At 69.3% G+C, this 22,754-nt stretch carries 19 protein-coding genes and 1 pseudogene; 12 read left to right on the top strand and 8 right to left on the bottom strand.

Going from position 1 to position 22,754, the window contains the following annotated elements:
• The first annotated feature begins 11 nt into the window (after positions 1-11).
• Both EV193_RS33705 and EV193_RS08400 read left to right on the top strand, forming a co-directional pair.
• On the top strand, positions 12-656 hold the full coding sequence (locus EV193_RS33705; protein WP_207222550.1) for a LuxE/PaaK family acyltransferase: 645 nt from the start codon (positions 12-14) through the stop codon (positions 654-656).
• Positions 653-3,157: an acyl-CoA reductase gene (locus EV193_RS08400; RefSeq protein WP_130343415.1), complete on the top strand. Its 2,505-nt coding sequence runs from the start codon at positions 653-655 to the stop codon at positions 3,155-3,157. Before EV193_RS33705 ends, EV193_RS08400 begins: the two co-directional genes overlap by 4 nt.
• A 9-nt stretch (positions 3,158-3,166) precedes the next feature.
• On the opposite strand, the pseudogene EV193_RS08405 reads toward EV193_RS08400, so the two are convergent.
• Together EV193_RS08405 and EV193_RS08410 are read right to left on the bottom strand one after the other, a co-directional pair.
• Positions 3,167-4,046 (bottom strand): annotated as a pseudogene (locus tag EV193_RS08405) (IS5 family transposase).
• Between the two features lie 50 nt (positions 4,047-4,096).
• Positions 4,097-5,365, bottom strand: coding sequence for a phenylacetate--CoA ligase family protein (locus tag EV193_RS08410; RefSeq protein ID WP_242613219.1), 1,269 nt, complete (start codon positions 5,363-5,365; stop codon positions 4,097-4,099).
• A gap of 753 nt (positions 5,366-6,118) precedes the next feature.
• Between EV193_RS08410 and EV193_RS08415 the strand changes: the two genes are divergently transcribed.
• The 4 genes from EV193_RS08415 to EV193_RS08430 all read left to right on the top strand — a co-directional run bounded on the left by EV193_RS08415 (position 6,119) and on the right by EV193_RS08430 (position 10,073).
• Complete coding sequence (locus EV193_RS08415; protein WP_207222551.1) at positions 6,119-7,270, top strand: KamA family radical SAM protein; 1,152 nt, start codon at positions 6,119-6,121, stop codon at positions 7,268-7,270.
• A gap of 29 nt (positions 7,271-7,299) precedes the next feature.
• Positions 7,300-8,628, top strand: a complete 1,329-nt coding sequence (locus EV193_RS08420; RefSeq protein WP_130343417.1) for a M20/M25/M40 family metallo-hydrolase — start codon at positions 7,300-7,302, stop codon at positions 8,626-8,628.
• On the top strand, positions 8,622-9,536 hold the full coding sequence (locus EV193_RS08425; RefSeq protein WP_130343418.1) for an alpha/beta fold hydrolase: 915 nt from the start codon (positions 8,622-8,624) through the stop codon (positions 9,534-9,536). Before EV193_RS08420 ends, EV193_RS08425 begins: the two co-directional genes overlap by 7 nt.
• Before the next feature lie 63 nt (positions 9,537-9,599).
• A complete protein-coding gene (locus EV193_RS08430) occupies positions 9,600-10,073 on the top strand; it encodes a DUF2231 domain-containing protein (protein ID WP_130343419.1) in 474 nt (157 codons plus the stop codon).
• Here EV193_RS08430 and EV193_RS08435 read toward each other — a convergent pair.
• The 5 genes from EV193_RS08435 to EV193_RS08455 all read right to left on the bottom strand — a co-directional run bounded on the left by EV193_RS08435 (position 10,066) and on the right by EV193_RS08455 (position 13,831).
• Positions 10,066-10,278 carry a DUF5703 family protein gene (locus EV193_RS08435; RefSeq protein WP_130343420.1) on the bottom strand — a complete coding sequence of 71 codons (213 nt, stop codon included), beginning with the start codon at positions 10,276-10,278 and terminating at the stop codon, positions 10,066-10,068. The genes EV193_RS08430 and EV193_RS08435 overlap by 8 nt on opposite strands.
• Complete coding sequence (locus EV193_RS08440) at positions 10,275-11,300, bottom strand: YncE family protein (RefSeq protein ID WP_242613220.1); 1,026 nt, start codon at positions 11,298-11,300, stop codon at positions 10,275-10,277. The genes EV193_RS08435 and EV193_RS08440 overlap by 4 nt, the downstream gene beginning before the upstream one ends.
• 86 nt (positions 11,301-11,386) lie before the next feature.
• Complete coding sequence (locus tag EV193_RS08445; protein ID WP_130343421.1) at positions 11,387-12,079, bottom strand: antibiotic biosynthesis monooxygenase; 693 nt, start codon at positions 12,077-12,079, stop codon at positions 11,387-11,389.
• A gap of 26 nt (positions 12,080-12,105) precedes the next feature.
• Entirely contained in the window at positions 12,106-12,708 is a 603-nt protein-coding gene (locus EV193_RS08450) for an NADPH-dependent FMN reductase (protein WP_130343422.1), read from the bottom strand.
• A gap of 160 nt (positions 12,709-12,868) precedes the next feature.
• Entirely contained in the window at positions 12,869-13,831 is a 963-nt protein-coding gene (locus EV193_RS08455; RefSeq protein ID WP_130343423.1) for an aldo/keto reductase, read from the bottom strand.
• Positions 13,832-13,933: 102 nt separating this feature from the next.
• Here EV193_RS08455 and EV193_RS08460 point away from each other — a divergent pair, with 102 nt between their 5' ends.
• The 3 genes from EV193_RS08460 to EV193_RS08470 all read left to right on the top strand — a co-directional run bounded on the left by EV193_RS08460 (position 13,934) and on the right by EV193_RS08470 (position 16,731).
• Positions 13,934-14,983, top strand: coding sequence for an LLM class F420-dependent oxidoreductase (locus EV193_RS08460; protein ID WP_130343424.1), 1,050 nt, complete (start codon positions 13,934-13,936; stop codon positions 14,981-14,983).
• 176 nt (positions 14,984-15,159) lie between these two features.
• On the top strand, positions 15,160-15,999 hold the full coding sequence (locus tag EV193_RS08465; protein WP_130343425.1) for an undecaprenyl-diphosphate phosphatase: 840 nt from the start codon (positions 15,160-15,162) through the stop codon (positions 15,997-15,999).
• A gap of 21 nt (positions 16,000-16,020) precedes the next feature.
• Entirely contained in the window at positions 16,021-16,731 is a 711-nt protein-coding gene (locus EV193_RS08470) for a histidine phosphatase family protein (RefSeq protein WP_130343426.1), read from the top strand.
• 37 nt (positions 16,732-16,768) lie between these two features.
• On the opposite strand, the gene EV193_RS08475 is transcribed toward EV193_RS08470, so the two are convergent.
• Positions 16,769-20,023, bottom strand: coding sequence for a GH92 family glycosyl hydrolase (locus EV193_RS08475; protein WP_207222552.1), 3,255 nt, complete (start codon positions 20,021-20,023; stop codon positions 16,769-16,771).
• A 107-nt stretch (positions 20,024-20,130) separates the two neighbouring features.
• Here EV193_RS08475 and EV193_RS08480 point away from each other — a divergent pair, with 107 nt between their 5' ends.
• The 3 genes from EV193_RS08480 (at position 20,131) to EV193_RS08490 (ending at position 22,754) form a co-directional block, all read left to right on the top strand.
• Positions 20,131-21,105: a beta-ketoacyl-ACP synthase III gene (locus EV193_RS08480; protein WP_341273147.1), complete on the top strand. Its 975-nt coding sequence runs from the start codon at positions 20,131-20,133 to the stop codon at positions 21,103-21,105.
• A 66-nt stretch (positions 21,106-21,171) separates the two neighbouring features.
• Complete coding sequence (locus tag EV193_RS08485) at positions 21,172-22,014, top strand: hypothetical protein (RefSeq protein WP_242613221.1); 843 nt, start codon at positions 21,172-21,174, stop codon at positions 22,012-22,014.
• 14 nt (positions 22,015-22,028) lie between these two features.
• Positions 22,029-22,754, top strand: a complete 726-nt coding sequence (locus EV193_RS08490) for a hypothetical protein (protein WP_130343427.1) — start codon at positions 22,029-22,031, stop codon at positions 22,752-22,754.

Raw genomic sequence — 22,754 nt, forward strand, 5'->3', positions numbered from 1 at the left:
AGTTCGCGCCGGTGCGCACCGTCGAGCACGCCATCCCGCACACCGGTGAGGGCCACGAGTTCGACGCGTTCGGCTGCGTGCGCGCGCTGCTGCGGTCGGCCAGGGACGAGGTGCCGGTGCGGATCTTCGGGTTCCCCGCCTTCCTTTCCTTCACCTTGGACCGGATGCGCGCGCTGGGCGTGCCGCCGGTGACGCTGCCGCCGAGTTCGCTGGTGCTGTTCGGCGGCGGCTGGAAGGGCCACGCCGACCAGCAGGTCGGCAAGCCGGAGTTGTACGCGCGGATCACCGAGCAGCTTGGCATCCCGGACGAGCGCATCCGCGACGGGTTCGGCTCGGTCGAGCACTCGGTGCCCTACTTGGAGTGCGAGCGGCACAACCTGCACGTGCCGGCGTGGGCGCGGGTGCTGATCCGGTCGGTGCGCGACCTGTCGCCGCTGTCCGACGGCGAGCGCGGCTACCTGCAGTTGATCTCGCCGTACATCACCTCGGCGCCGGCCCAGTCCGTCCTGATGGGCGATCTCGCGTCGCTGCACCCGGCTGCCGAGTGCGGCTGCTCCCTGAACACCCCGTGGTTCCAGGTGCACGGCCGGGCTGGCCTGTCCCGCAACCGCAGCTGCGCGATCGCCGCGGCCGAACTTCTGAAGGGCACCTCGTGACCGAGCATTTATGGCAGGGCGAGCGGATCGCCGACGACGAGGCGCGGCGGCGGCTCGATGAGCTTGAGGCGACGGCGGGCCGGGTGCTCGCCGGCGAGCAGATCCGGCCGCTGCGGGTCATCCGCGCCTGCGATCGCGTGGCCGCGCGATTGGCCGACCAGGACGACGAGCTGACCGGTCGGTTGACCGCCGCGCTGGCCGAGCAGGGAGTGCCGGCCGCCGAGGCGCGCGACACGCTGGACGGGCTCGCGGCGGCGCTGCGCCGGGAACCGTTGGAGCGCAAGCTGATCCGCGAACTCGGTGGTACCGATCCCGGCCGGCTGGCCAGGTTCGACCACCACCAGACGGTGTTCGAGGCGTGGGCGCCGGTCGGTCTGCTGGCGCACGTCGCCCCGGGCAACGCGCCGGCCGCGGGCGCGCTGAGCGTGGTCGAGGGCCTGCTCAGCGGCAACCTCAACGTGATCAAGACCAGTGGCGCCGACGCCGGGTTCACCACGACGCTGCTGGCCGCGCTGGCCGACGCCGACCCCGGCGGCGGGATCGCCGAGCGGGTGATCGTGCTGGCCTTCCCGTCCGCGCGCACCGAGTGGCTGCGGCTGATCTGCGCGGCCGCCGACGCGGTGGCGGTGTGGGGCGGCGAGGAGGCGGTGGCCGGCATGGCCGGGCTGGTCCGGCCGGGCTGCCGGCTGGTCGACTGGGGGCCGAAGCTGTCCTTCGCTTACCTGACAACGGAATCGTGCACCGACGACGTGCTGGCCGAGGTTGCCGCCGACGTGTGCCGGCTCGACCAGCAGGCCTGCTCCAGTCCGCAGGTGATCTACCTGGACACCGACGACGAGGCGGAGCTGTTCGCCGTGGGCACCCGTTTCGCGCGGGTGTTGGAACGCGTCTCCGCCGAGTCGCCGGCCAGGGTGCCCGGTGACGCGGAGTGGGCCGAGATCACCAACACGGTGTTGGTCGCCGACCTGGAGCGGCACCTCGGCCTGACCGACGTGCACACCGCGGAGGACCGCTCGTGGCGGGTGCTGGTGGACACCCGTTCCGCCCTGCGTGCCTCGCCGCTGCACCGCACCGTGTGGGTCAAACCGTTGCCGCGCAAGGAAATCGGCCGCTATCTGCGTCCGATGCGCCGCTACCTGCAGACCGCGGGCGTGGGCGCGGACCGGACCGATGTGGCGGTGCTATCCCGGATGCTGCTGGCCGCCGGGGTGCAGCGGGTGACCGTGCCGGGCGCGATGCTCGGCAGCTACGACGGCGAGCCGCACGACGGGGTGTACGCGTTGCAGCGCTACTCCCGCCGGGTGGACGTGCAGCTGGACGACCGGTTCGCCACCGACTCCTGCCTCGACGATCTCACCGGCACGGGACAGCTGCCCGCGCCGGACGTCCCGATCACCGGCAAGGCCGCGTTCGGCACGCTGCAGGAGGACACCAGCCGGGCGGCGGTGTTCTTCCGCAGCGGCGGCACCACCGGCGAGCCGAAGTTGTCCGCGTTCAGCTGGGCCGACTACGACGAGCACATGCACGCCGGCGCCGAGGGTCTGCTCGCGGCCGGGCTGGACCCGCGCACCGATCGCGTGATGAACCTGTTCTTCGGCGGCCAGCTCTACGGCGGGTTCCTCAGCTTCTTCTCGGTGCTGGAGCGGCTCGGCGCGGTGCAGTTCCCGATGGCCGGGCAGCAGAACGGGCACGCCATGGTGGTCAAGTCCATTGTGGACAATCGGGTGGACACGCTGCTCGGCATGCCCAGCTACCTGATGCGGCTGTTCGTGGAAGAAGGCGCGGCGCTGCGTGAGTACGGCGGTGTGCGCAAGATCTTCTACGGCGGCGAGCACTTCAGCGCGGCGCAGCGGCGGCTGCTCACCGAGGAGTTCGGCGTCGAGGTGATCCGCTCGGCGGCCTACGGCAGCGTGGACGCCGGTCCGCTTGGCTACCAGTGCGCGGCCGGCGAGCCGGGGGAGCACCACCTGTTCACCGGCGTGCAGACGCTGGAAATCCTTGACCAGCAACAGGATCGGCCGGCCGAGCCCGGTCAGGTCGGCCGGCTGGTGTTCACGTCGCACACCCGGCGCGGGCAGCGGCTGGAGCGCTACGAGATCGGCGACCTGGGCCGCTGGCTGGACGCCGACTGCCCGTGTGGGCGGCGCACGCCGCGGTTCGAGCTGCTCGGCCGATCCGGCGACGTGTTCCGCAGCGGCGGGCACTTCCTGAACTACCGGCGGTTCGTGGCGGTGGCCGACGAGGTGCTCGGCTACTCCGGCGACCTGCAGATCGAGCTGGACTTCGACGGCGGACAGGAGTGGCTGACGGTGCGGGTCGAGCACGGCAAGACGCCGGAGCCGGACGAGGTGGAGCGGCTGCTGCTGCGCAACTACCCGGAGCTTGCCACCACCGCCGAGCAGGACCGGTTGGTGCGGCTGCGGGTGCGCCCGACGCCCGCGGAGGCGTTCGACCGGGCGGCCACCAGCGGCAAGCTCGTGCCGGTACTGGACCGCCGCTAGGCCGTGTCCTCAAAGCCAGATGGTGAGGGTGGCCAGGTCGATCATGGCTTGGTAGGACAGGGCGGTCTTGTCGTAGCGGGTGGCGATGGCCCGGAACTGCTTGAGTCGGTTGAAGCAGCGCTCGACGACGTTGCGGCGCTTGTAGATCGCCGGGTCGAAGGCCGGTGGGCGGCCACCCCCTTGCCCGCGCCGGACACGGTTGGCTTGCTGGTCGCGGCGTTCGGGGATGGTGGCCCGGATGCCGCGCTGGCGAAGGTGGGTGCGGATGGCGCGGCTGGAGTAGCCCTTGTCCGCTATCACCCGGTGCGGCCTGGTCGCCGGACGGCCCGCAACCTGTCGCTGGAACACAACACCGGCCAGGACATCGTGGAACATGGTGCAGTCGTTGGTGTTGCCGCCCGTCAACACGACCGACAGCGGACGGCCGTGCCCGTCACACGCGAGATGGATCTTGGTCGAGGGTCCGCCGCGTGACCGACCGATAGCATGATCATCTGGTTCGGTGTGCCCGCCACACGATCCGCTCGCCCCCTGTGTGAGCACGCGGGCGGCGACGGGCACCGGCCGCGTGCTGATGGGCACGCACGATGCTGGAATCGACCGAGACTTCCCGGTCCAGCTCGTCGATCGCCTCCGCGATCACCCGCACCTTGCCCACCAACATGGTCAAGGTGCCATCGCGCGACCAGCGCCAGAACCGGCCGTAGACCGTTTTCCACGACCCATACCGCTCCGGCAGATCACGCCACGACACCCCGGTCTTAGCCTTGAACAACATCCCGTTGATCACACGCCGGTCATCCACCCGCGGACGACCCTTCACCCCCGACGGCGGCAGCAACGGTTCCACCACACACCACTGCTCATCAGTCAACTCATGCCTACGCACCACGACCGAAGATCAAACCAGGTCAGCCAAATCACCTTTGAGGACAGGTCCTAGCGCCCGCGTTCGTCGATCAGCCGGACGAGTTTTCCGGAGCGCGGGTTGATCGCCAGGCCGTCGGGTCCGGTCAGCTCGACGGCCAGCGGCGCGATCAGCCCGCGCTCCACGTGGTCGGCGAACATCGGGCGGACGCGGTCCAGCTCGTCGGCGATGTCGGCGGTGAATCGCTCCGGATCGATCAACTGGCAGGCCACCCGCAGCACGAGCTGGTCCTTGGCGTCCATCCGGCGCAGCACCACCTGCATGCCGGCCACCATCCGCGAGTGCGACGTCGCGGACTCGACCACGGCGCGCAGATCGTCGAGGTAGAGGGTCACCGGGCCGACTCGCGCGCCCTCGTCGGAGCGGCCGAGCAACCGGAACGTGTCCTCGCCCGCCCACTCGGCGAGGTCGCCGACCGGGTAGCGCAGCACCGGCTGCAGACGTCGCACCAGGTCGGTCACCACGACCCGGCCCGGCACGCCGGGCTCGGTGACCGGCCGGCCGGTCTCGGGGTCCAGCAGTTCCACGATCCGGTCGGGGAAGGCGCGGTGCATCCGCGTGTCGCCTTCGCCGTCCACCGGTGCGCCGACGATGCCGCCGTCGACCGAGGCGTATCCGATGGAGCGCACCTCGGCGTTGGGGAACGCGCTGGCCAGCAGCGCGCGCTGGTCGCCGTAGAACGACTCGCCGCTGAACAGGGCCAGCCGGACCGAGGGGAGTGCTCCGGTGTTCGCCGTGACGTGCTCGGCCAGCCGGCACAGCGTGGTCGGCGGCGCGGCCAGGACGGTCGCGCTGAAGTCGGCGATCGCGGTCGCGGTGAAGTCCAGCGGGGCCGACCCGGCGATCGGCAGGTGCACGGTGTCCACCGGCGCGTCCTGCAGGCAGTTGAGGGTGAAGATGAAGCTGGAGTACAGCTCGCCGGCGTAGAAGAGGTTGGCGACCCGGTCGCCGTCGCGCAGGCCGGCCGCCGGCAGTCCGGCGGAGAACGTGGCGGCCATTTCCCGCCATTCCGCGCGGGTGTACCGGGAGACCCTCGGCGCGCTGGTGGTGCCGCCGGTCTTCAGGACGATGCCGCCGGCCTGCTCACCGGTCAGCAGCCGGTTGTCGTGCTGGTCGTTGGCAGCCCAGTAGGCGGCGTGGTCGACCAGTGGCAGATCGGCCAGCGTGGGGGAGTCGGGCAGGCCGGCGTAGAGGTCTCGATAGAACGGCGAGTGGGTGCGGGCGAAGGCGATGATCTGATCGAGACGCGCGGCGATGGCCGCGGATAATTCGGCTGGCACTGGTGGAAACCCCTGGAACGACGGTGGAGGGTACGTTGTGAGCATAGCGGCCGCGGCGTGGGCCGATCGGCTGCGGACGAACGGGCTCCTCAAGCCCCCAACCTCGTGATATCGCTCCTCGGGGCCGGAGTGTTACATGACGCTGTTTGAACCGGTCCGTCTCAGAGGTACAGTGAGGACGAACGGACCGCTGCCCGGGTTCGTCCTGGTGCGCTACCGTGACGCAGCGCTACGGCTCCCTCAGTGGGTGCCGGGCATCGCCGTACGGACCACTGGACGTGATTCTGGGAAGACTGCAAAGGGGCAGTGATGACCTTCGAGCAGAATATAGTCGACAAGAGTTCACCCGAAGGTCAGGTCGTCGGCGCATCATTCGCCGGAACGCCCGCACTGGGGCCAGTCGACGCGTCGTCCTGTGGGCGGCGTTCGGCGCGTTGTAACTGCTGAAGTTTTCCGGATTACCGCCGCGACAGAAACGCGGCAGATACGATCGACGGTTGGAACCACCCAAAAAAGCAATCATCTTGGCGGAAAAGTCTACCCTTGACAATTCCGACTGGGAAATTAGGTGACCTAACAGCTTGGTAGGAGAACACAGTGTCGGTAGAGAATCGAGAGCTTGCTGGACCCAAGATGCGGGCGATCCCCGGAGCTAGGCTTTCGAAGATCCCCCAGATCGAACAGCTTGACGCTGATCTGCGGCGGGACATCGAGGTCGTCAGCGCGGTCCTCCCCTTCAAGGTCAACAATTATGTGGTTGACGAGCTGATCGACTGGGACGCCGTGCCGGACGATCCGATCTACCGGCTCACGTTCCCGCACCGCGACATGCTCCCGTCGCAGATGTTCGACGACATCGGCAAGATCATCGACTCGAAGGCGGACAAGGCGACCCTGCGCGCGGCTGTCGACGACGCCCGCCTGTCGCTCAACCCGCACCCTGGCGACCAGCTCGCCTCGAACGTGCCGGTCGAGGACGACGAGCCGGTCAACGGCCTGCAGCACAAGTACCACGAGACGGTTCTCGTGTTCCCGGGCCAGGGCCAGACCTGCCATTCCTACTGCGGTTACTGCTTCCGGTGGGCGCAGTTCATCGGAATCGCGGACCTGAAGCAGGCCGTGGACACTCCGGACAAGGCGTTCGCCTACCTGCGGCACCACCGGGAGGCGTCGGACGTCCTGTTCACCGGCGGCGACCCGATGATTATGTCGACCGAGCGGATCCGTAACTACATCGAGCCGCTTCTGGCGCCCGAGTTCGAACACATCAGGAATGTGCGTTTCGGGACCAAGGGCCTTTCTTACTGGCCGTACCGGTTCACCACCGACAATGACGCCGACGATTTGCTGCGGCTGTTCGAGAAGGCCATCGCGGCCGGCAAGCACGTCGCGATCATGGCGCACTTCTCCCACCCCCGTGAACTGGAGACCCCGGCCGTCGTGGAGGCCATCCAGCGGGTGCGCGCGACCGGTGCGGTGATCCGCGCCCAGGCCCCGCTCGTGCGGCACGTCAACGACGACCCCTCGGTGTGGTCGGACATGTGGCGCAAGATGGTCAACCTCGGCGTCGTGCCGTACTACATGTTCGTCGAACGGGACACCGGCGCGAGCAGCTACTTCGAGCTGCCGCTGCGCCGCGCCGTCGGCATCTACCGCGACGCGATCGCCGCCGTGTCCGGCCTGGAGCGCACCGCCCGCGGCCCGGTGATGTCCGCGTCGCCGGGCAAGGTCGTGCTGGACGGCATCGTGAAGGTCGGCGGCGAGGAGGTGTTCGCCTGCCGGTTCCTGCAGGCGCGCAACCCCGACAACGTCGGCCGCCCGTTCTTCGCCCGGATGGACGAGCACGCCGTGTGGTTCGACGACCTCAAGCCGGCGTTCGACGAGCCGTGGTTCTGGCAGCAGTGATCGTTGTCCGCACCTGGTAGGAAGAGCCGGTGACGACTGACGACACCAGCCTTTCCCTCGCCCAGGACGAGGCCGTCACGTTCACCAGCGAGTTGATCCGGATCGACACCTCGAATACGGGGGATCTGGAGACGACCGTTGGTGAACGTGCGGCCGCGGAATACGTCGCGGAGAAACTTCACGAGGTCGGCTACGAGACGACCTACCTCGAGTCCGGCGCGCCCGGCCGGGGCAACGTGTTCGCGCGCCTGCCCGGCGCCGACTCGAGCCGGGGCGCGCTGCTGATCCACGGACACCTCGACGTCGTGCCGGCGGATCCCACAGAGTGGTCGGTGCACCCGTTCTCCGGAGCGGTGCACGACGGCTACGTCTGGGGCCGCGGCGCCGTCGACATGAAGGACATGGTGGCGATGACACTCGCCACCGCACGCCGGTTCAAGCGGGACGGCATCGTCCCGCCGCGGGACCTGATCTTCGCGTTCGTCGCCGACGAGGAGGCCGGCGGCAAGTACGGCTCGCAGTGGCTGGTGGAGAACCGGCCGGATCTGCTCGAAGGTGCCACCGAGGCGATCGGCGAGGTCGGCGGGTTCTCCGTGACCGTCGCCGACGACGTGCGCGCGTACTTCATCGAGACCGCGGAGAAGGGCATCGCGTGGATGAAGCTGCGTGCCCGCGGCCGCGCCGGGCACGGCTCGATGATCCACGACGACAACGCGGTCACCAAGCTCACCGAGGCCGTCGCGAAGCTCGGCAACCACCGCTTTCCGTTGGTGCTCAGCGATTCCGTGCGCGACTTCCTGTCCTCGATGACCGAGCTGACCGGCATCGACTTCGACGAGAAGGACCTCGACGGGTCGGTCGCGAAGCTCGGCAGCATCGCCAGGATCGTCGGTGCCACCCTGCGTGACACGGCCAACCCCACGATGCTGTCGGCCGGCTACAAGGCCAACGTGATCCCGTCGGTGGCTGAGGCGGTCGTGGACTGCCGGGTGCTGCCCGGCCGGCAGGAGGCGTTCGAGCGGGAGCTGGACGAGCTGCTCGGCCCGGAGATCGAGCGCGAGTGGGTCACCCACCTGCCGCCGGTGGAGACCACGTTCGACGGCGCGCTGGTGGACGCGATGGCCGCGGCCGTGCTCGCCGAGGATCCGGCCGCGAAGACCGTGCCGTACATGCTGTCCGGTGGCACCGACGCGAAGGCGTTCCACACGCTGGGAATCCGCTGCTTCGGGTTCGCGCCGCTGCGGTTGCCGCCGGACCTGGACTTCGGCGCGCTGTTCCACGGCGTCGACGAGCGGGTGCCGGTCGACGCGCTGCGCTTCGGAACCCGAGTGCTGGACAGGTTCCTGCGTACATGCTGACCGAGCCGGGCGAGCTCGTCCTCCCTGATGGGACCCGGCTGCACGTAGTGCGGACGGGCGAGCCCGGCGCGGCGATCACTGTGGTCCTGGCGCACAGCTATGCCCAGGACCACCGGATCTGGCACAAGGTGCTCGACGTGCTGCCGCACGCCACCGAGCGCCCGGTCGGCGTGCTCGCCTACGACCACCGCGGGCACGGCGACTCCGAGCCGGCCACACCGGCGACCGCGACCGTGGAACAGCTCGGCGCGGACCTGGCCGGCGTGATCACCGAGGGTGTGCCGACCGGTCGGGTGATCCTGGTCGGTCACGGCATGGGCGGGCTGGCCGTGATGGCGCTGATCGAGGCGCACCGCGAGCTGTTCACCGAGCGGGTGGCCGGCGTGGTGTTCGTGAACACCGCGGCCGGCTGGCTCGCCGACACGTCGACGGCGTTGCCGAGTTCGGTCGGCCGGCTCGTGCAGGACCTCGAGCGGATCATCGGCGCCCCCATCATCGGCAGGCCGAGTATCGGGCCGATCAGACAGCGCATCGACCGGGCCACCGCGATCGGGCTGCGCTGGCTGCTGCTCGGTGACGATCCCGATCCGGAGGACGTGCAACTCGTGGCCGACATGGTGCTGCGGCACTGGCCGGACACCGTGGCGATGTTCCGGCCGGGGCTGGCCGACGCCCGGCGGGCGTCCGCGCTGGAGGTGGCCAGCGACACGCCGGTGGTGGCGATCGTGGGGGAGAAGGACCGGCTGGTTCCGGAGACCGACGCCGCCGTGCTGGCCGACGCGGTGCGCGACGGCACGGCGATCGTGTTGCCGAGACTCGGCCACATGTTGCCGCTGGAGGGCGCACCCGAGATCATTCCCAGGATCGTCGCGCTCGTGCACGCGGCATACCGCTCGTCACCAGACTGAACCGGACCGTGTTCGCGGACGTATCGACAGTGAGAGTGCGATCGATTCCACGGGAGGCGTCCGATGCCCGAATTCTTCAACGGTCTGCCACTGCACGCGCTTGTCGTGCACGCGGTGGTGATCCTGGTTCCACTCGCCGCTCTCGGCGCGGTGGTGATCGCGGTGTGGCCGGCGGCCAGAAAGCGGTTCGGGTGGCTCGTGGTGGGCGTGACCGCCGCGGCGACCGCCTCGGTTCCGGTGGCGACGGCCAGCGGCGAGAACCTGGCGAAACGCATTCCGCCGAACGAGCTGGTCGACCGGCACATGGCGCTCGGGGACGATCTGCTGATCTTCGTGATCCCGCTGCTGGTGGTCACCCTGGCGCTGGTGCTGGCCGACCGGCTGCCCCGGGAGACGTGGGTGAAGGCGGGCACGATCGTGGTGAGCGTGCTAGTGGTGGCACTGGCCGGAGTGTCGGCCGTGCAGGTCTTCCGCATCGGCGAGGCCGGCTCGCGTGCGGTCTGGGACTACGTCGAGGACGTTCCGCCGGCTAGGTGATCACTCCGGGGAGCACTCCGGCCCGGCGACGGCGGCGCAGCCACACCTTGCGGGTGCCGTCGGCGTAGAGCCGGACGTTGGACAGCTCCCAGCCGGAGAACTCGGCGTGGATCGCCAGTTGGGTGGCCGCTGTCAACCGTGACACTCCCGGTGGCAGGCGCAGCGGCCGGTATTCCCAGTCCCCGTCGATCACCCCGTCGCTCATGGTTGCATCACCTGAACACCTCCTCCGCTCGCGGACGCCACGATCACGCGCCCGCTCTCCTGGTCGACGGCCACCGAGTTGGGCTGGCCGACGGTGGGCAGCCGGTAGCGCTCGCGGGGTTCGTCGCCGGCGACGTGGAAGCCGACGACCTCGTTGCGCGCGGTGAGGGTGACCCACGCGAGGTCGCGCTTGGCGTCGTAGGCGATGCCGTACGGCGCGCCCGGCACCGGGTAGCGCTGGCGCATCAGCAGCGGGTCGAAGGAGAACGCGAGCAGCGCGCCGCCTCGGGTGTCGGTGGTCAGCACGCGGCCGAACCGGTCGAGGACGCCGTTGGTGGACCCTTCGCCGGCGCGCAGGCCGGCGCCGATCGTGCCCTGCTTGAGGTCGACTTCGAAGATCGCGTTGCGCACCCGGTCCAGTACCGCCCCCCGGTCGCCCATGGCGAACGGCACGTCGGAGCTGAACAGCCCGCCGGAGATCACCCGCACGACCTTGTCGCCCTCCACCACGGCGACCGACTTGTGCTCGCGCAGGGCGACCAGCGTGGCCGCCCCGACCGGCGTGGCGGCGACTGGCGCGGCGGGCAGGGTCACGGTCGTCGCGGCGCCGTCCGGCAGCCGCACGCTGATCAGTTGCTTTGAACTACTGACCGAGGCGAGTACCGGTCCGCCCTCGCGGACGAGGGTCAGCGACTCCGCCGGACCGGCAAGCGGCACGGACACCGCGGGCGCGGCAAGGTCGTCGAGCCGGTAGAGCAGCACGGCGGGGGGAGCGGCCGCCGCGACGGCGATCAGCCGTGATCGCGGGTCCACCACCACCGAGGACGCGGCGGGTGCGGACACGACCGCGCCCGCCGGGGTGACGGCGGGCGCGGGTGACGTGGCCGGGGTGGCCGCGACCGGGTTGTCGGTCACCATCAGCTCGTCGGTCGGCTGATCCTCCTTCGAGCAGGCCGTCACGCTCGCCGTGGCGAGAATGGCCAGCGCGAGCATGCCGATGATCCGCAGCAAAGCTGTCCTCACAAGTTCATCCCAGCCGTCGGTCGCGTCAAGGGTGCCCTCCAGCATCCCTCAACTCGGTGTCGGATTCCACGTGACCCGCCAGGTCGTCAGGCCGTGAGGGTGCGGTACGGCGTGAACCGGCGCACCGCGACGTGCCGCACGCCGGGCGTGTTCTGGACCCGGTTCCACTGCGGTGTCCGCGCCGACCCGACCCCGTTTCCAGGCCCGGCCAGCGCGTCGATGTGCGACTGCTCGTCGACCCATTCGGCGTAGTTGAGTACCCGGGTGCCGTCGGTGCTGATGTGGAAGTACGCGCCGATGCCGCCGCCGTGCGGGTTCGGATCGGTGTCCAGCGCGTCGAATACCGAGTCCACCCAGGCCTCGGCGGTGCGCGCGTCGTCGGTGTCCACGTGCACCGCGACGATGCAGCCGGGTACCCGGGCGTCGTCGTCGGAGCGCCCGGATCGGTAGAGGCGGAACCGGCCGAGGCCGAGTCGCTCGATGCCCGGCACGGCGGCGTCGATCTCGGCCACCTTCGGCCCGCGGCCCTCGGCGGCGAACGCCTCGTAGGCCGCTTCGTCGCGGTACTGGGAGTAGTGCATGAGCCGGTCGCCGTCGGTGCCGAGCAGGAGCGTGTAGGAGATCAGGCCGTCCGGCCAGGGTGCGTCGCGCCAGACCCGGACGGTGGCCTCGGCGGCGGCCAGTTGGCGCTCGGGGGTGCCGAGCGACCATTCGCTGGACAGGATCACGCCGACCCCGTCGCGCCGGGGATCGGGCAGCGTCGTGCTCACGGTAGTCATGGGAAACTCCTTGGCAGGGAAGGGAATCAGGCCGCGTAGGGGCGTACGGAACGGGCCTCGCGCAGCGATCGCGCCCACCAGTCGAGCTGATCCAGCATGGTCTTCGCGGCACCGGCGGCACCCTCGGTGTCGATCAGCGTGCCGGCGTCGTCGAACCGGCCGGCCACACCGTGGAAGCTGACCGTGTCGCGCACGGTCACCGCGTGCAGCTCGGCGAGGACCTGCCGCAGGTGCTCGACCGCGCGCAGCCCGCCGGCCAGACCGCCGTAGGAGACGAAGGCGACCGGCTTCGCGCGCCACTGGGTGTAGTGCCAGTCGATCAGGTTCTTGATCGACGCGGGGAAGCTGTGGTTGTACTCCGGGGTCACGATCACGAACGCGTCCGCCGCGTCGAGCTGGGGTGTCACCTGGGCGAGCGCGTCGGCGTCGTCGGGTGCCAGGTCGCCGGTGAGGACGACGGGCAGCGCGGCCTCGGCGAGGTCGACCACGTGCACGGTCATGTCGTCGCGCCGGGCCGCCTTGCCGACGAACCAGTCGGCGACGATCCGGCCGATGCGCTGCGGGCGGGTGCTTCCGATGACGACGACGACCTTCAGCGGGTCGCGATCGGAATGGGGTGTCTCAGTCATGATCACAATGGTGAAACCTCGACAATACTTGAGGTCAAGCCGATGTGACCTGGCACTCAAGCCCATGTGATCGCGAGTCCCGCGCCCTGCACCAGTGAGTCCCGCGCCCTGCACGGTGCACAGCGCGGGACTCGCCGTGTCTGAGCGCGGGACTCGCGCGTTAACCGAGACGGCGTTCCGGGTAGCCCAGCTCGATATCGCTGACATCGTCCAGTGCGGCCCTGATCGCCGGCGGGAGCACCAATCCCTCCGAGGCGAGCGAGCCGGCCAGTTGTGCGGCGTTGCGCGCGCCCACCACCGGCGCGACCACACCCGGCCGGTCACGCACCCAGGCGAGCGCCACCGCGATCGGGGAGGTGCCAAGCCCGTCGGCCGCGGTCATCACGGCCTGCACGATCCGCGCCGCGCGCTCCGTGCGGTGCTGCTCCACGTACGGCGCGAAGTGCGGCGACGCCCCGCGCGAGTCGGCCGGCGTGCCCGAGCGGTACTTCCCGGTCAGCACGCCACGGCCGAGCGGCGCCCAGGGGAGCAGCCCGACCCCGTGGTGATCGGCGGCCGGCACCACCTCGCGCTCGATACCGCGCTCCAGCAGCGAGTACTCGACCTGTGTGGACACGATCGCGGCCGGACGCAGCGTGCACGCGGTCGCGAGCTGCCAGCCGGTGTAGTTGGACACGCCGACGTAGCGCACCTTGCCGCTGTGCACGGCGGCCTCGACCGCGCCGAGCGTCTCCTCGATCGGCACCTCGGGGTCCCACGCGTGTAACTGCCACAGATCGACGTGATCCACCCCGAGCCGGCGCAGCGAACCGTCCAGCGCGGACAACAGCGCGCCCCGAGAGGCGCCGCCACCGAACGGCGAATCGTCCCGCCGGGCCACCGCCTTCGTCGCGACCACCAGGTTCTCGCGTGGCACCAACTCGCCGAGCAGCGTCCCGAGCAGCCGCTCACCCTCGCCGTCCGCGTTCACGTCGGCGGTGTCCACCAGCGTGCCGCCGGCGTCCAGGAAGGCCACCAACTGGCTCGCGGCCTCATCGGCGTCGGTGTCCTGCCCCCAGGTCATCGTGCCGAGGGCCATCCGGGACACCCGCAGGCCACTGCGGCCGAGGCGTCGTTGCTCCACATGGCCGACCTTAAGGGCTGGACATGGTCACACCCGGCAGCAACGCGCGGTGCGGATCACACACCTGTTGCCGTTGGCGTACTGCCAAGTAGGGTCCGGAGCATGCGACTCGGAATCAACATGGGGTACTGGGGTGCCGGCAACGACGCGGCCAACCTGGAACAGGCCAAGGAGGCGGATCGGCTCGGGTACTCGGTGGCCTGGGTCGCCGAGGCGTACGGCTCGGACGCGCCGACGGTGCTCGCCTGGGTCGCCGCGCACACCGAGCGGATCGACGTCGGCAGCGCGATCTTCCAGATTCCGGCACGCCGGCCGACCATGGCCGCGATGACCGCCGCGACCTTGGACACCCTGTCCGGCGGCCGGTTCCGGCTCGGGCTCGGCGTGTCCGGTCCGCAGGTGTCCGAGGGGTGGTACGGCGTCAAGTTCGACAAGCCGCTTGCCCGCACCCGGGAGTACGTGGAGATCGTCCGCAAGGCACTGCGCCGCGAGCGGGTTTCCTTCGACGGCAAGCACTTCACGCTGCCGCTGCCGGACGGGCCGGGCAAGCCGCTAAAGCTGACCGTGCACCCGGTGCGCGAGGAGATCCCGATCTACCTCGCCTCGATCGGCCCGAAGAATCTCGAGCTGACCGGTGAGATCGCGGACGGCTGGCTGGCGATCTTCTTCTCGCCGGAGCACAGCCGCGAGTCGCTGGACCTGATCGCCAAGGGGCGGGAGAAGGCCGGCAAGACCATGGACGGCTTCGACGTGGTGCCTACCGTCCCGCTGGTGGTGGACGACGACTGGCGCGCCGCCGCCGACCTGGTGCGGCCCTACGCGGCGCTGTACATCGGCGGCATGGGCAGCCGCGAGCAGAACTTCTACTACAACCTGGCCTGCCGGATGGGCTTCGAGTCGGCCGCGGCCGAGATCCAGGATCTCTACCTGGCCAAGGACTACGCGGGCGCGATGGCCAGGGTGCCGGCGGAGTTCATCGACGCGACGTCGCTGCTCGGTCCGAAGGAGCGGATCACCGAGAAGATGAGCGCGCTCGCCGAGGCCGGTGTCACCACGTTGACCGTGTCGCCGCTGTTCCAGGAGGCCGACCGGGCCACCGCGGCGCTGCGCACGGCCGTCGAGTCGCTGGACGCCGCGGGCGTCGGTGACTGATCACCTGCGCTCGTGTCCGATTCTTAGCGATCGCTCCGTTCATGTTTGGCGTACTTTAGCCCGCTAAAGTACGCGGACCACCACGTTCCGGTGAACGGAGCCCGCTGACTGCCCCCGATCGTGGGTGCTGCAAGATCGTGGCCGTCGCGCTCGCACTCGTTGGTGGGGAGTAGTCGTTGGGTTGGCTTGAAGCCCTTGTGCTCGGTCTCGTTCAGGGGCTCACCGAGTTCCTTCCGATCTCGTCCAGCGCGCACCTGCGGATCACCGCGGCGTTCGCCGGCTGGGGCGACCCGGGTGCCGCGTTCACCGCGGTGACACAGATCGGCACCGAGACCGCGGTGGTGATCTACTTCCGCAAGGACCTGCTCCGGTTCATCAAGGGGTTCTTCCGGACGCTGGCCAGCCCGAAGAAGTGGATGGCCGACCAGGACTCTAAGATGGCCTGGCTGCTGATCATCGGCACGCTGCCGATCGCCGTGCTCGGGCTGCTGTTCGAGGACGAGATCAGCCACGCGTTCCGCGACCTGCGGCTGATCGCGTTCACGCTGATCCTGTTCGGCGTGCTGCTCGGCATCGCCGACAAGATCGGTGCCAAGCAGCGCAAGCTGGATGACCTGACCCCGCCGCACGGACTCGCCTACGGGTTCGCCCAGGCGATGGCGCTGATCCCGGGCGTCTCCCGGTCCGGCGGCACCACCACGGCGGGCCTGCTGATGGGCTACCGGCGCGAGTCGGCGGCTGAGTACGCGTTCCTGCTGGCCATGCCGGCGGTGTTCGCGTCCGGGTTCTACAAGCTGACCGACATCGGCGGGGACAACAGCCCGCCGTGGGGCCCGACCATCTTCGCCACGGTGATCTCGTTCTTCGTCGGCTACGCGGTGATCGCCTGGCTGATGAAGTACATCAAGACCCGCACGTTCACGCCGTTCGTGATCTACCGGGTGGCGCTGGGCCTCGCCCTGCTGCTGCTCGTGATGTTCGGCGCGCTCGACCCGAACGCCGGCCCGGTCGTCTGATCCCGCACTAGGGTGGCCTTCGTGGCCACCGTGATACTCCTCAGGCACGCGCGCTCGACCGCGAACGGGTCGGGGGTGCTCGCCGGCCGCACGCCCGGGGTGGCACTGGACGACCGGGGCAAGGCGCAGGCGGCAGGACTGGTGGAACGGCTCGCCAGCGTGCCGCTGGCCGCGGTGGTCACCTCGCCGCTGCTGCGCTGCCGGCAGACGGTGGCGGCACTGGTCGCCGATCGCGGCCTGCGCGCCGGTACCGACGGCCGGCTGTCCGAGGTGGACTACGGCGACTGGACCGGCCAGGCACTGTCCAAGCTGGGCAAGGAGCCGCTGTGGCGGGTCGTGCAGCAGCACCCGTCGGCGGCGGTGTTCCCCGGCGGCGAGGGGCTCGCCACGGTGCAGTCGCGCGCCGTCGCGGCGGTGCGGGAGCACGACGCGCGGGTCACCGCCGAGCACGGTGTCGAGGCGGTGTGGCTGCTGTGCAGTCACGGTGACGTGCTGAAGGCGATCCTGGCCGACGCCCTCGGCCAGCACCTGGACGCGTTCCAGCGGATCGTGGTCGACCCCGGATCGGTGTCCGTGGTGCGCTACACCGACACCCGCCCGTTCGTGCTCCGGGTGAACGACAACGGCGGCGACCTGACCGGCGTGGTTCCGGAGAAGCCCCGACAGTCCAAGCGGCGCAAGGGAAAGGGCGGCTCGGGCGACGCCGTCGTCGGTGGCACGACCGGCCGCTGATGCTCTCGTCCGGCATCGCGGACACCAAGCGCGTCCGTTAGGCGAGCAGTTCGATCTGGGCGAGGGTGACCGGCGGCTGGCCGCCGGTCAGCTCCAGCCGGTAGTGCGTGCACGGCACCGGACTGTCCACTTTGAACGGACGAACTTGCCTGCGCCACAGGAAGTTCTCGTCGTTCCGGCGGTCCACGGTGGTCCACTGGGTACCGTTCGTGGATCCGCTGAGCACCCACGAGCGGGGGTCCTCGTTGGGCGCGATGCCGGACGTGAGGGTGTAGAACCGCGCCGCCGCCGGCTCGGTGAGCGCGATGTCGATGGTGACCCGACCGTCGGCGAAGCGCACTTCGCTGCGGGTGGTGTCGTCGAACAGGAAGTCGATCTCGACGTCGTCCGGACCGGTCGCCGTCGCGCCGAGCGTGACGTCCGCCAAGGGTGACGGGCGCACCCCGGGCGGGCTGACCGACGGGGGAGCGGCGGCCGGGTCGGTGCCCCAGTCCGACGGCTCCGGCCCCATGTCGAACGTCAGCGTGGCGCCCTCGGCGATCATCGCGTGTGGGAGATAGGTTTTCGTGTACGGGCGGCTGTTCACCGTGAGCGCTTGGACATACACATTCTCGGCGCTGTTGTTCGGCGCCTCGACCACGATTGTGCGCCCATTCTCCAAACGCACGGTCGCCTTCGTGAAAAGCGGCGAACCGATGACGTAATACGGGCTGCCGACCGTGAGCGGATACAGTCCGAGCGCGTTGAACAGCCACCACGCGGACATTTCGCCGTTGTCCTCGTCGCCGCAGTATCCCTGGCCGATCTCACTGCCCGAGTAGCCGCGCGCCATGATCTCGCGGATCTTGCACTGCGCGGCGGCCGGCCGCCCGGCGTGCAGGTAGGTGTGGATGATGTGGTGCGAGGGCTGGTTGCTGTGCCCGTACTGGCCCATCCGCACGTCCCGCGCCTCGGTCATCTCGTGGATGATTCCGTTGTACGAGCCGGGATTCGTGCCGGTTTCCGGCGTGCCGAAGAACTCGTCGAGCTTGGCGGCCAGTGCCTCCCGGCCACCGTGCAGCGTGGCCAGCCCGGCACCGTCGTGCGGCACGCTGAACGCCGTGTTCCAGCCGTTCGTCTCGGTGTAGTCGAACCCCCACATTGTCGGGTCGTACCGATCCGGTGACCACCGCCAGGTGCCGTCGTCGTTTCGCCCCTGGAAGAAGCCGATTCGCTCGTCGAACATGTGCACGTAGTGGCGCGCGCGTTCCAGGAAGTACTCCGCCTCCTCGTGTGCGCCGATCTCGCGGGCCAGATTCGCGATTCCGAAATCGTTCACGCAGCCTTCCAACGCCCAGGAAAGACCCTCGTGCACCGATGTCGGGGTATATCCGATAAATATCGAGCGGTCGATTCCCTTCCGGCCGACCGCGTCGTGCGGCGGGGTGACGGTCGCGTTGCGCAGCGCGGCCCGGTACGCCTCGTGCGGGTCGATCCCCGGCACACCCTTGAGGTAGGCGTCGGCGAACGCGACGTCGGAGCTGGTGCCGGTCATGAGGTTGGCGTACCCGGGGGAGGACCACCGCGGCACCCAGCCGCCGTCCGCGGCCAGGCGCAGGAACCCGTTCACCAGCTCACCGCACCGCGCCGGCGCGAGCAGCGCGTAGGCCGGCCAGACCGTCCGGTAGGTGTCCCAGAACCCGTTGTTCACATACGCCCGACCGTCCACAATGGACGCACCGGTGCGCGCGCGGGTGTTCGGCTTCCGCCTACGCAGCACCGGACTGGCGTACCGGTGCACCGGAGCCTCGGCCGTTCCGGTGTTCTCGAAGATCGAGTTCGGGTACAGGAACAGGCGGTACAGATTGCCGTACAGCGTGGCGAGCTGGTCGTCGGTCGCGCCGTCCACCTCGATCGTGCCGAGCACGTCGTCCCAGACGCCGGCCGCCCGCTCGACCACGTCGTCGAACGCGGTGTCGGCCGGCAGCTCCAGCTCCAGGTTGCGGCGGGCCTGCTCGGCACTGATCAGCGAGGTCGCGATCCGCATCGTGACAACGGTTTCGCCGTGCTCGGCCGGCGCGAACCGCAGATGCCCGGTGGTGCGCGGACCGAACCAGCGCCACAGCCGGCCGCCGCCGATCACCGGGCGGTCGAACTCGGCGTGCGTGAACATCCGGGTCGCGCCATTGGACAGTCCACTTCGGACATCCGAGTACCCGGTGACGACGCCGCGCGAGGTGTCCAGGAACAGCCGCCCCCGGCAGTCGCGGTTGTCGAACACCAGCGACGCGTCCGGGCCGGGAAAGGTGAACCGGAACATCGCGGCGTGGTCGGTCGGCGCGATCTCCGCGCGCACGCCGCCGGTGAACGTCACGCCGTAGTAGTGCGGCCGGGCGATCTCGTCGTCGTGGGAGAACTCCAGCGCCCGCTCCTCGAGCCCGGCCGGCGGTCGGCCCGGCGCGGCGCTCGGCATCACGTGGAAGGTCTGCCGGTCGCCCATCCACGGACTCGGCTGGTGGCTCACCGAGAACGCCTGCAGCGCGGGGAGATTCCGCTCGCTGTTGCGCTGGTGCCAGCTGTACAGCCAGTTCAGCTCGCCGGCGGCGGTGAGCGGCGTCCAGAAGTTGAAGCCGTGCGGGACTGCGGTCGCCGGAAAGGTGTTGCCCCGGGAGAACCCGCCGGAGGAGTGCGTGCCCCTGGTGGTGATCACGTGCTCGCTCGGACGGGTCGCGGCACGGGCGGGCACCGACCGGATCGCGATGTCGTCGATCCACCCCGAGAAGCCGGCCGGTCCGTCCGGATTGTCGTAGCCGAGCAGCACGGCGGTGACCGTGCGCCCCGCGGCTATTTCCCCGAGGCGGCACGCGCGCCGGTTCCACTGGTCCGGGTACAGCGACTTGGCCGCACCCTGCCCGGCGGGGGAGAGCTCGAACCCGAGGTGGTCGAGCGCGCCGAGGTCGGACAGCAGGGTGCCGTCGTCGAGGGCGAGGTCCAGCGCGACGAATGTGGCCGGGTAGCCGAGGTCCCCACCGAGTTCGGGAAAGATCACATAGGACAGTTCGGTGTCCGCCGTGACCGGAATGTCGACCGCGAACAGTTTGTGCCGCACGAATCCCCGGCCGTCCGCCCGGTGCGTGCCGGTGTAGTTGAGCGCGCGCAGGCCCGTGAACCCGACACCGGTTTTCGCCGCCGGCGCGTGTGCCGGCCCGCCGCCGACCCGCAGGGCCAGCTCGACACCCTCGGAATCGAGTGGCTCCGAGATCGGCGTGGGGTCGCCCGTTTCGAACGACGTGGTGAATGAGGCGGCGGTCACGAAAACAACTCTGCGGCCTGATCCTTTGACACGCCAGTGCGAGAGTGAGATGTAGGTCACAGGTGGCGTGACTCGGCTACCGAATAGTAGGACGTCAGAGTGTTCGCGTGGTGGTGAGTACTTTGCGGCAAAGACGTCACGTTCGTGAGGCGAAAATTATCGGGCTCGGCAGTTATCTGCCGTCCACGGTGGTCGCCAGCGACGAGGTCGCCGCGCGGTTCGGTCGGGATGAGGAGTGGGTGCTTGCCCGCACCGGCATCGCCACCCGCCGGCGCGCCGAGAAGGAGACGGTGTCCCAGTTGGCGGTGAAGGCCGCAACTCGGGCCCTGGCTCGCTGCGCCCTGACCGGCGGCGACATGGACCTGGTCATCGTGGCGAGCTGCAGCGTCGAGCAGCCGATGCCGGACGTGGCGTCGGGGGTCGCGCGGGCGCTCGGCGCCGAGGAGGCGGGCGCGTTCGACCTGAACGCCGCCTGCGCCGGGTTCTGCTACGCGCTGGCCGTCGCGGCGGACGCGGTGCGGATGGGCTCGGCGCGGCACGTGCTGGTGATCGGCGCGGAGAAGATGACCGCCTGGGTCGACCCGGAGGACCTCGGCACCTCGATCATCTTCGGCGACGGTGCCGGAGCCGCGGTGGTCGGGCCGGCCGAGGAGCCCGGCATCGGCCCGGTCGCCTGGGGCAGTGACGGCACCCGGGCCGAGCTGATCGAGGTCCCGGACGGCAAGCGCACCATGAACATGGACGGGCGAGCGGTTTTCCGTTGGGCCACAACGGAGATCTACCCGGTCGCGCAGCGCGCCTGCGATCTCGCCGGCGTCGCGCCGGCCGACCTGGACGCGCTCGTGCCGCACCAGGCGAACCTGCGCATCGTGAACGCGCTGGCCACCAAGATCGGCGCCACGAACGCGGTGATCGCCGATGACGTGATCAGGTACGGCAACACCTCGGCTGCGTCGATCCCGATCGCGCTGGACACCCTGATCACCGAGGGCACGGTCGAGCACAACGGCACCGCGCTGCTGTTCGGCTTCGGCGCGGGCCTGTGCTACGCCGCCCAGGTGGTCACCCTCCCGACTGCGTGACAGGCCTCTCGTACGCTGGATAAGATCCCCGGCACCGTGCGGTGTGGCCGGACCTGGGGGTTGCGTGTGGCTGGAAGGTTCCGCCGAGGCGCGGAGAAGGTCGTCCTGCTCGTCACGGCCGCGACCGGTATCGGGGTCGTCGTGCTCGACCTCGTCGGTTTGCTCGACAAAATGGCGTCCGGAGACCTGATTCCCAAGGTGACGCTCATCGTGCTCTCCTCCGTCACTGTTTTCCTGCTCTTCGAAATACATCGCTTGCAGGCGTTGGACAAGATCGAGCAGCGGCTCGCGGGCCTGGATATCCAGGCACTCGCCGAGACGCTGAAACACGAGCATTACGCCGGCCTGGTCAAGGTTCATCACCAGTTCTCGGACGAGCATTTCGGAGAGCGCGTCTGCGACGCGAAGCAGGTGACGATTCTCAACACCTGGATCCCGAACCTGGAAAACCTCGAGCGTGACATCCTGAACGCGGTGAACAAGCGGGCCGAGGTCCGCATCATGCTGCTGCATCCGAACTCCATGGTCACCGGTCTTCGCAACGACGCGCTGCGCGATCGGGGCGTGGATCGGAAGGACGACCATGTGAAGACCGGTATCAAACATTGTCTCGACATCCTGGAGACACTCCAGCAGCAGGTGAACAAGCGCCGTCTCGGCAACCTCAAGGTGCGCGTCTACAACTCGCTTCCGTCCGTTTCGGTCTACCGGGCCGACGATCACTACCTCGTCGGCGTGTTCCTGCACCGTCAACTGGCCATTCACTCGCCACAGTTCGAGATCGTCGGCGCCCAGTCCGTGCTGGGCCAGAGTATTCAACGCGAGCTGGACACCCTGTGGGGCATCGGCAAGGACGTCGATCTCAAGGACTGGCCGCGCAGCATCGACATCAACCGCGCCGACCGTTAGACAGGGTGCACGAAATGAATGACCTCGACGAATTCGAGAACGCGCAGATCGAGCGGTTCCGGCAGCACGCCGTGTTTCGTGAACTGGAGACCCTGCCCGAACCGACCTTGCACGCCCTCCTGCTCCAGCGTCGCTTCGTGTCCCTCGCGTTCACCGCGTTCTACGATCTCGCGATCGACCTCCTGACCGATGAACGCGCGGCTCAGATCGCGCGAGTGATTCTTCGTGAGGAGTACCCCGACGACAAGGCTCCCGGGCGCACGCCGTCACACCGCGAGCTCATGCGGGACGACATCCTCCGCAGCGGCGTCAGCAGAGAAGCTCTGGTCGCATCGCGGCCGTCGGAAGCGACCAAGACCGCCATCACCGGTGCGCTGTCCCTCATCGCGACATCGGCGGCGGCCGACCACCCGGACGTGCGGCTGGTGACCTGTCTCCGATTCTGGGGCGAGATTCTTGTCTCGGTGGAGTACGAAGAACTGTGGCGGCGACTGGAAAGCCGCCTCGTGGTCGCCGGCGAGAACCGCTCCACTTTTTACTATCCGCACATGGTGCACGATGCGAAAGTGCATCCGATCGCCGCCGCCTCGGCGTTGTCCTTGACGCACTCCGACCAGCTCGGCACGCGGCTGTCGGAGCTGCTCGACTCGCCGGCCGGCGTACAGGGATTTCGAGAGACCGAATCCGCGATCGTGGAGCTCAAGTCGGGCTTCTACGACCAGTTTCTCCCCGCGGCGTGA

Origin of the sequence: Herbihabitans rhizosphaerae (genome assembly GCF_004216555.1) — a bacterium.
Classification (GTDB): Bacteria; Actinomycetota; Actinomycetes; order Mycobacteriales; family Pseudonocardiaceae; genus Herbihabitans; species Herbihabitans rhizosphaerae.

Coding starts and splice junctions, on each gene's coding strand:
- EV193_RS08435 (WP_130343420.1), bottom strand. CDS start 10,278: ATGAGCGACGGGGTGATCGACGGGGACTGGGAATACCGGCCGCTGCGC.
- EV193_RS08450 (WP_130343422.1), bottom strand. CDS start 12,708: ATGACTGAGACACCCCATTCCGATCGCGACCCGCTGAAGGTCGTCGTC.
- EV193_RS08460 (WP_130343424.1), top strand. CDS start 13,934: ATGCGACTCGGAATCAACATGGGGTACTGGGGTGCCGGCAACGACGCG.
- EV193_RS08425 (WP_130343418.1), top strand. CDS start 8,622: ATGCTGACCGAGCCGGGCGAGCTCGTCCTCCCTGATGGGACCCGGCTG.
- EV193_RS08445 (WP_130343421.1), bottom strand. CDS start 12,079: ATGACTACCGTGAGCACGACGCTGCCCGATCCCCGGCGCGACGGGGTC.
- EV193_RS08490 (WP_130343427.1), top strand. CDS start 22,029: ATGAATGACCTCGACGAATTCGAGAACGCGCAGATCGAGCGGTTCCGG.
- EV193_RS08430 (WP_130343419.1), top strand. CDS start 9,600: ATGCCCGAATTCTTCAACGGTCTGCCACTGCACGCGCTTGTCGTGCAC.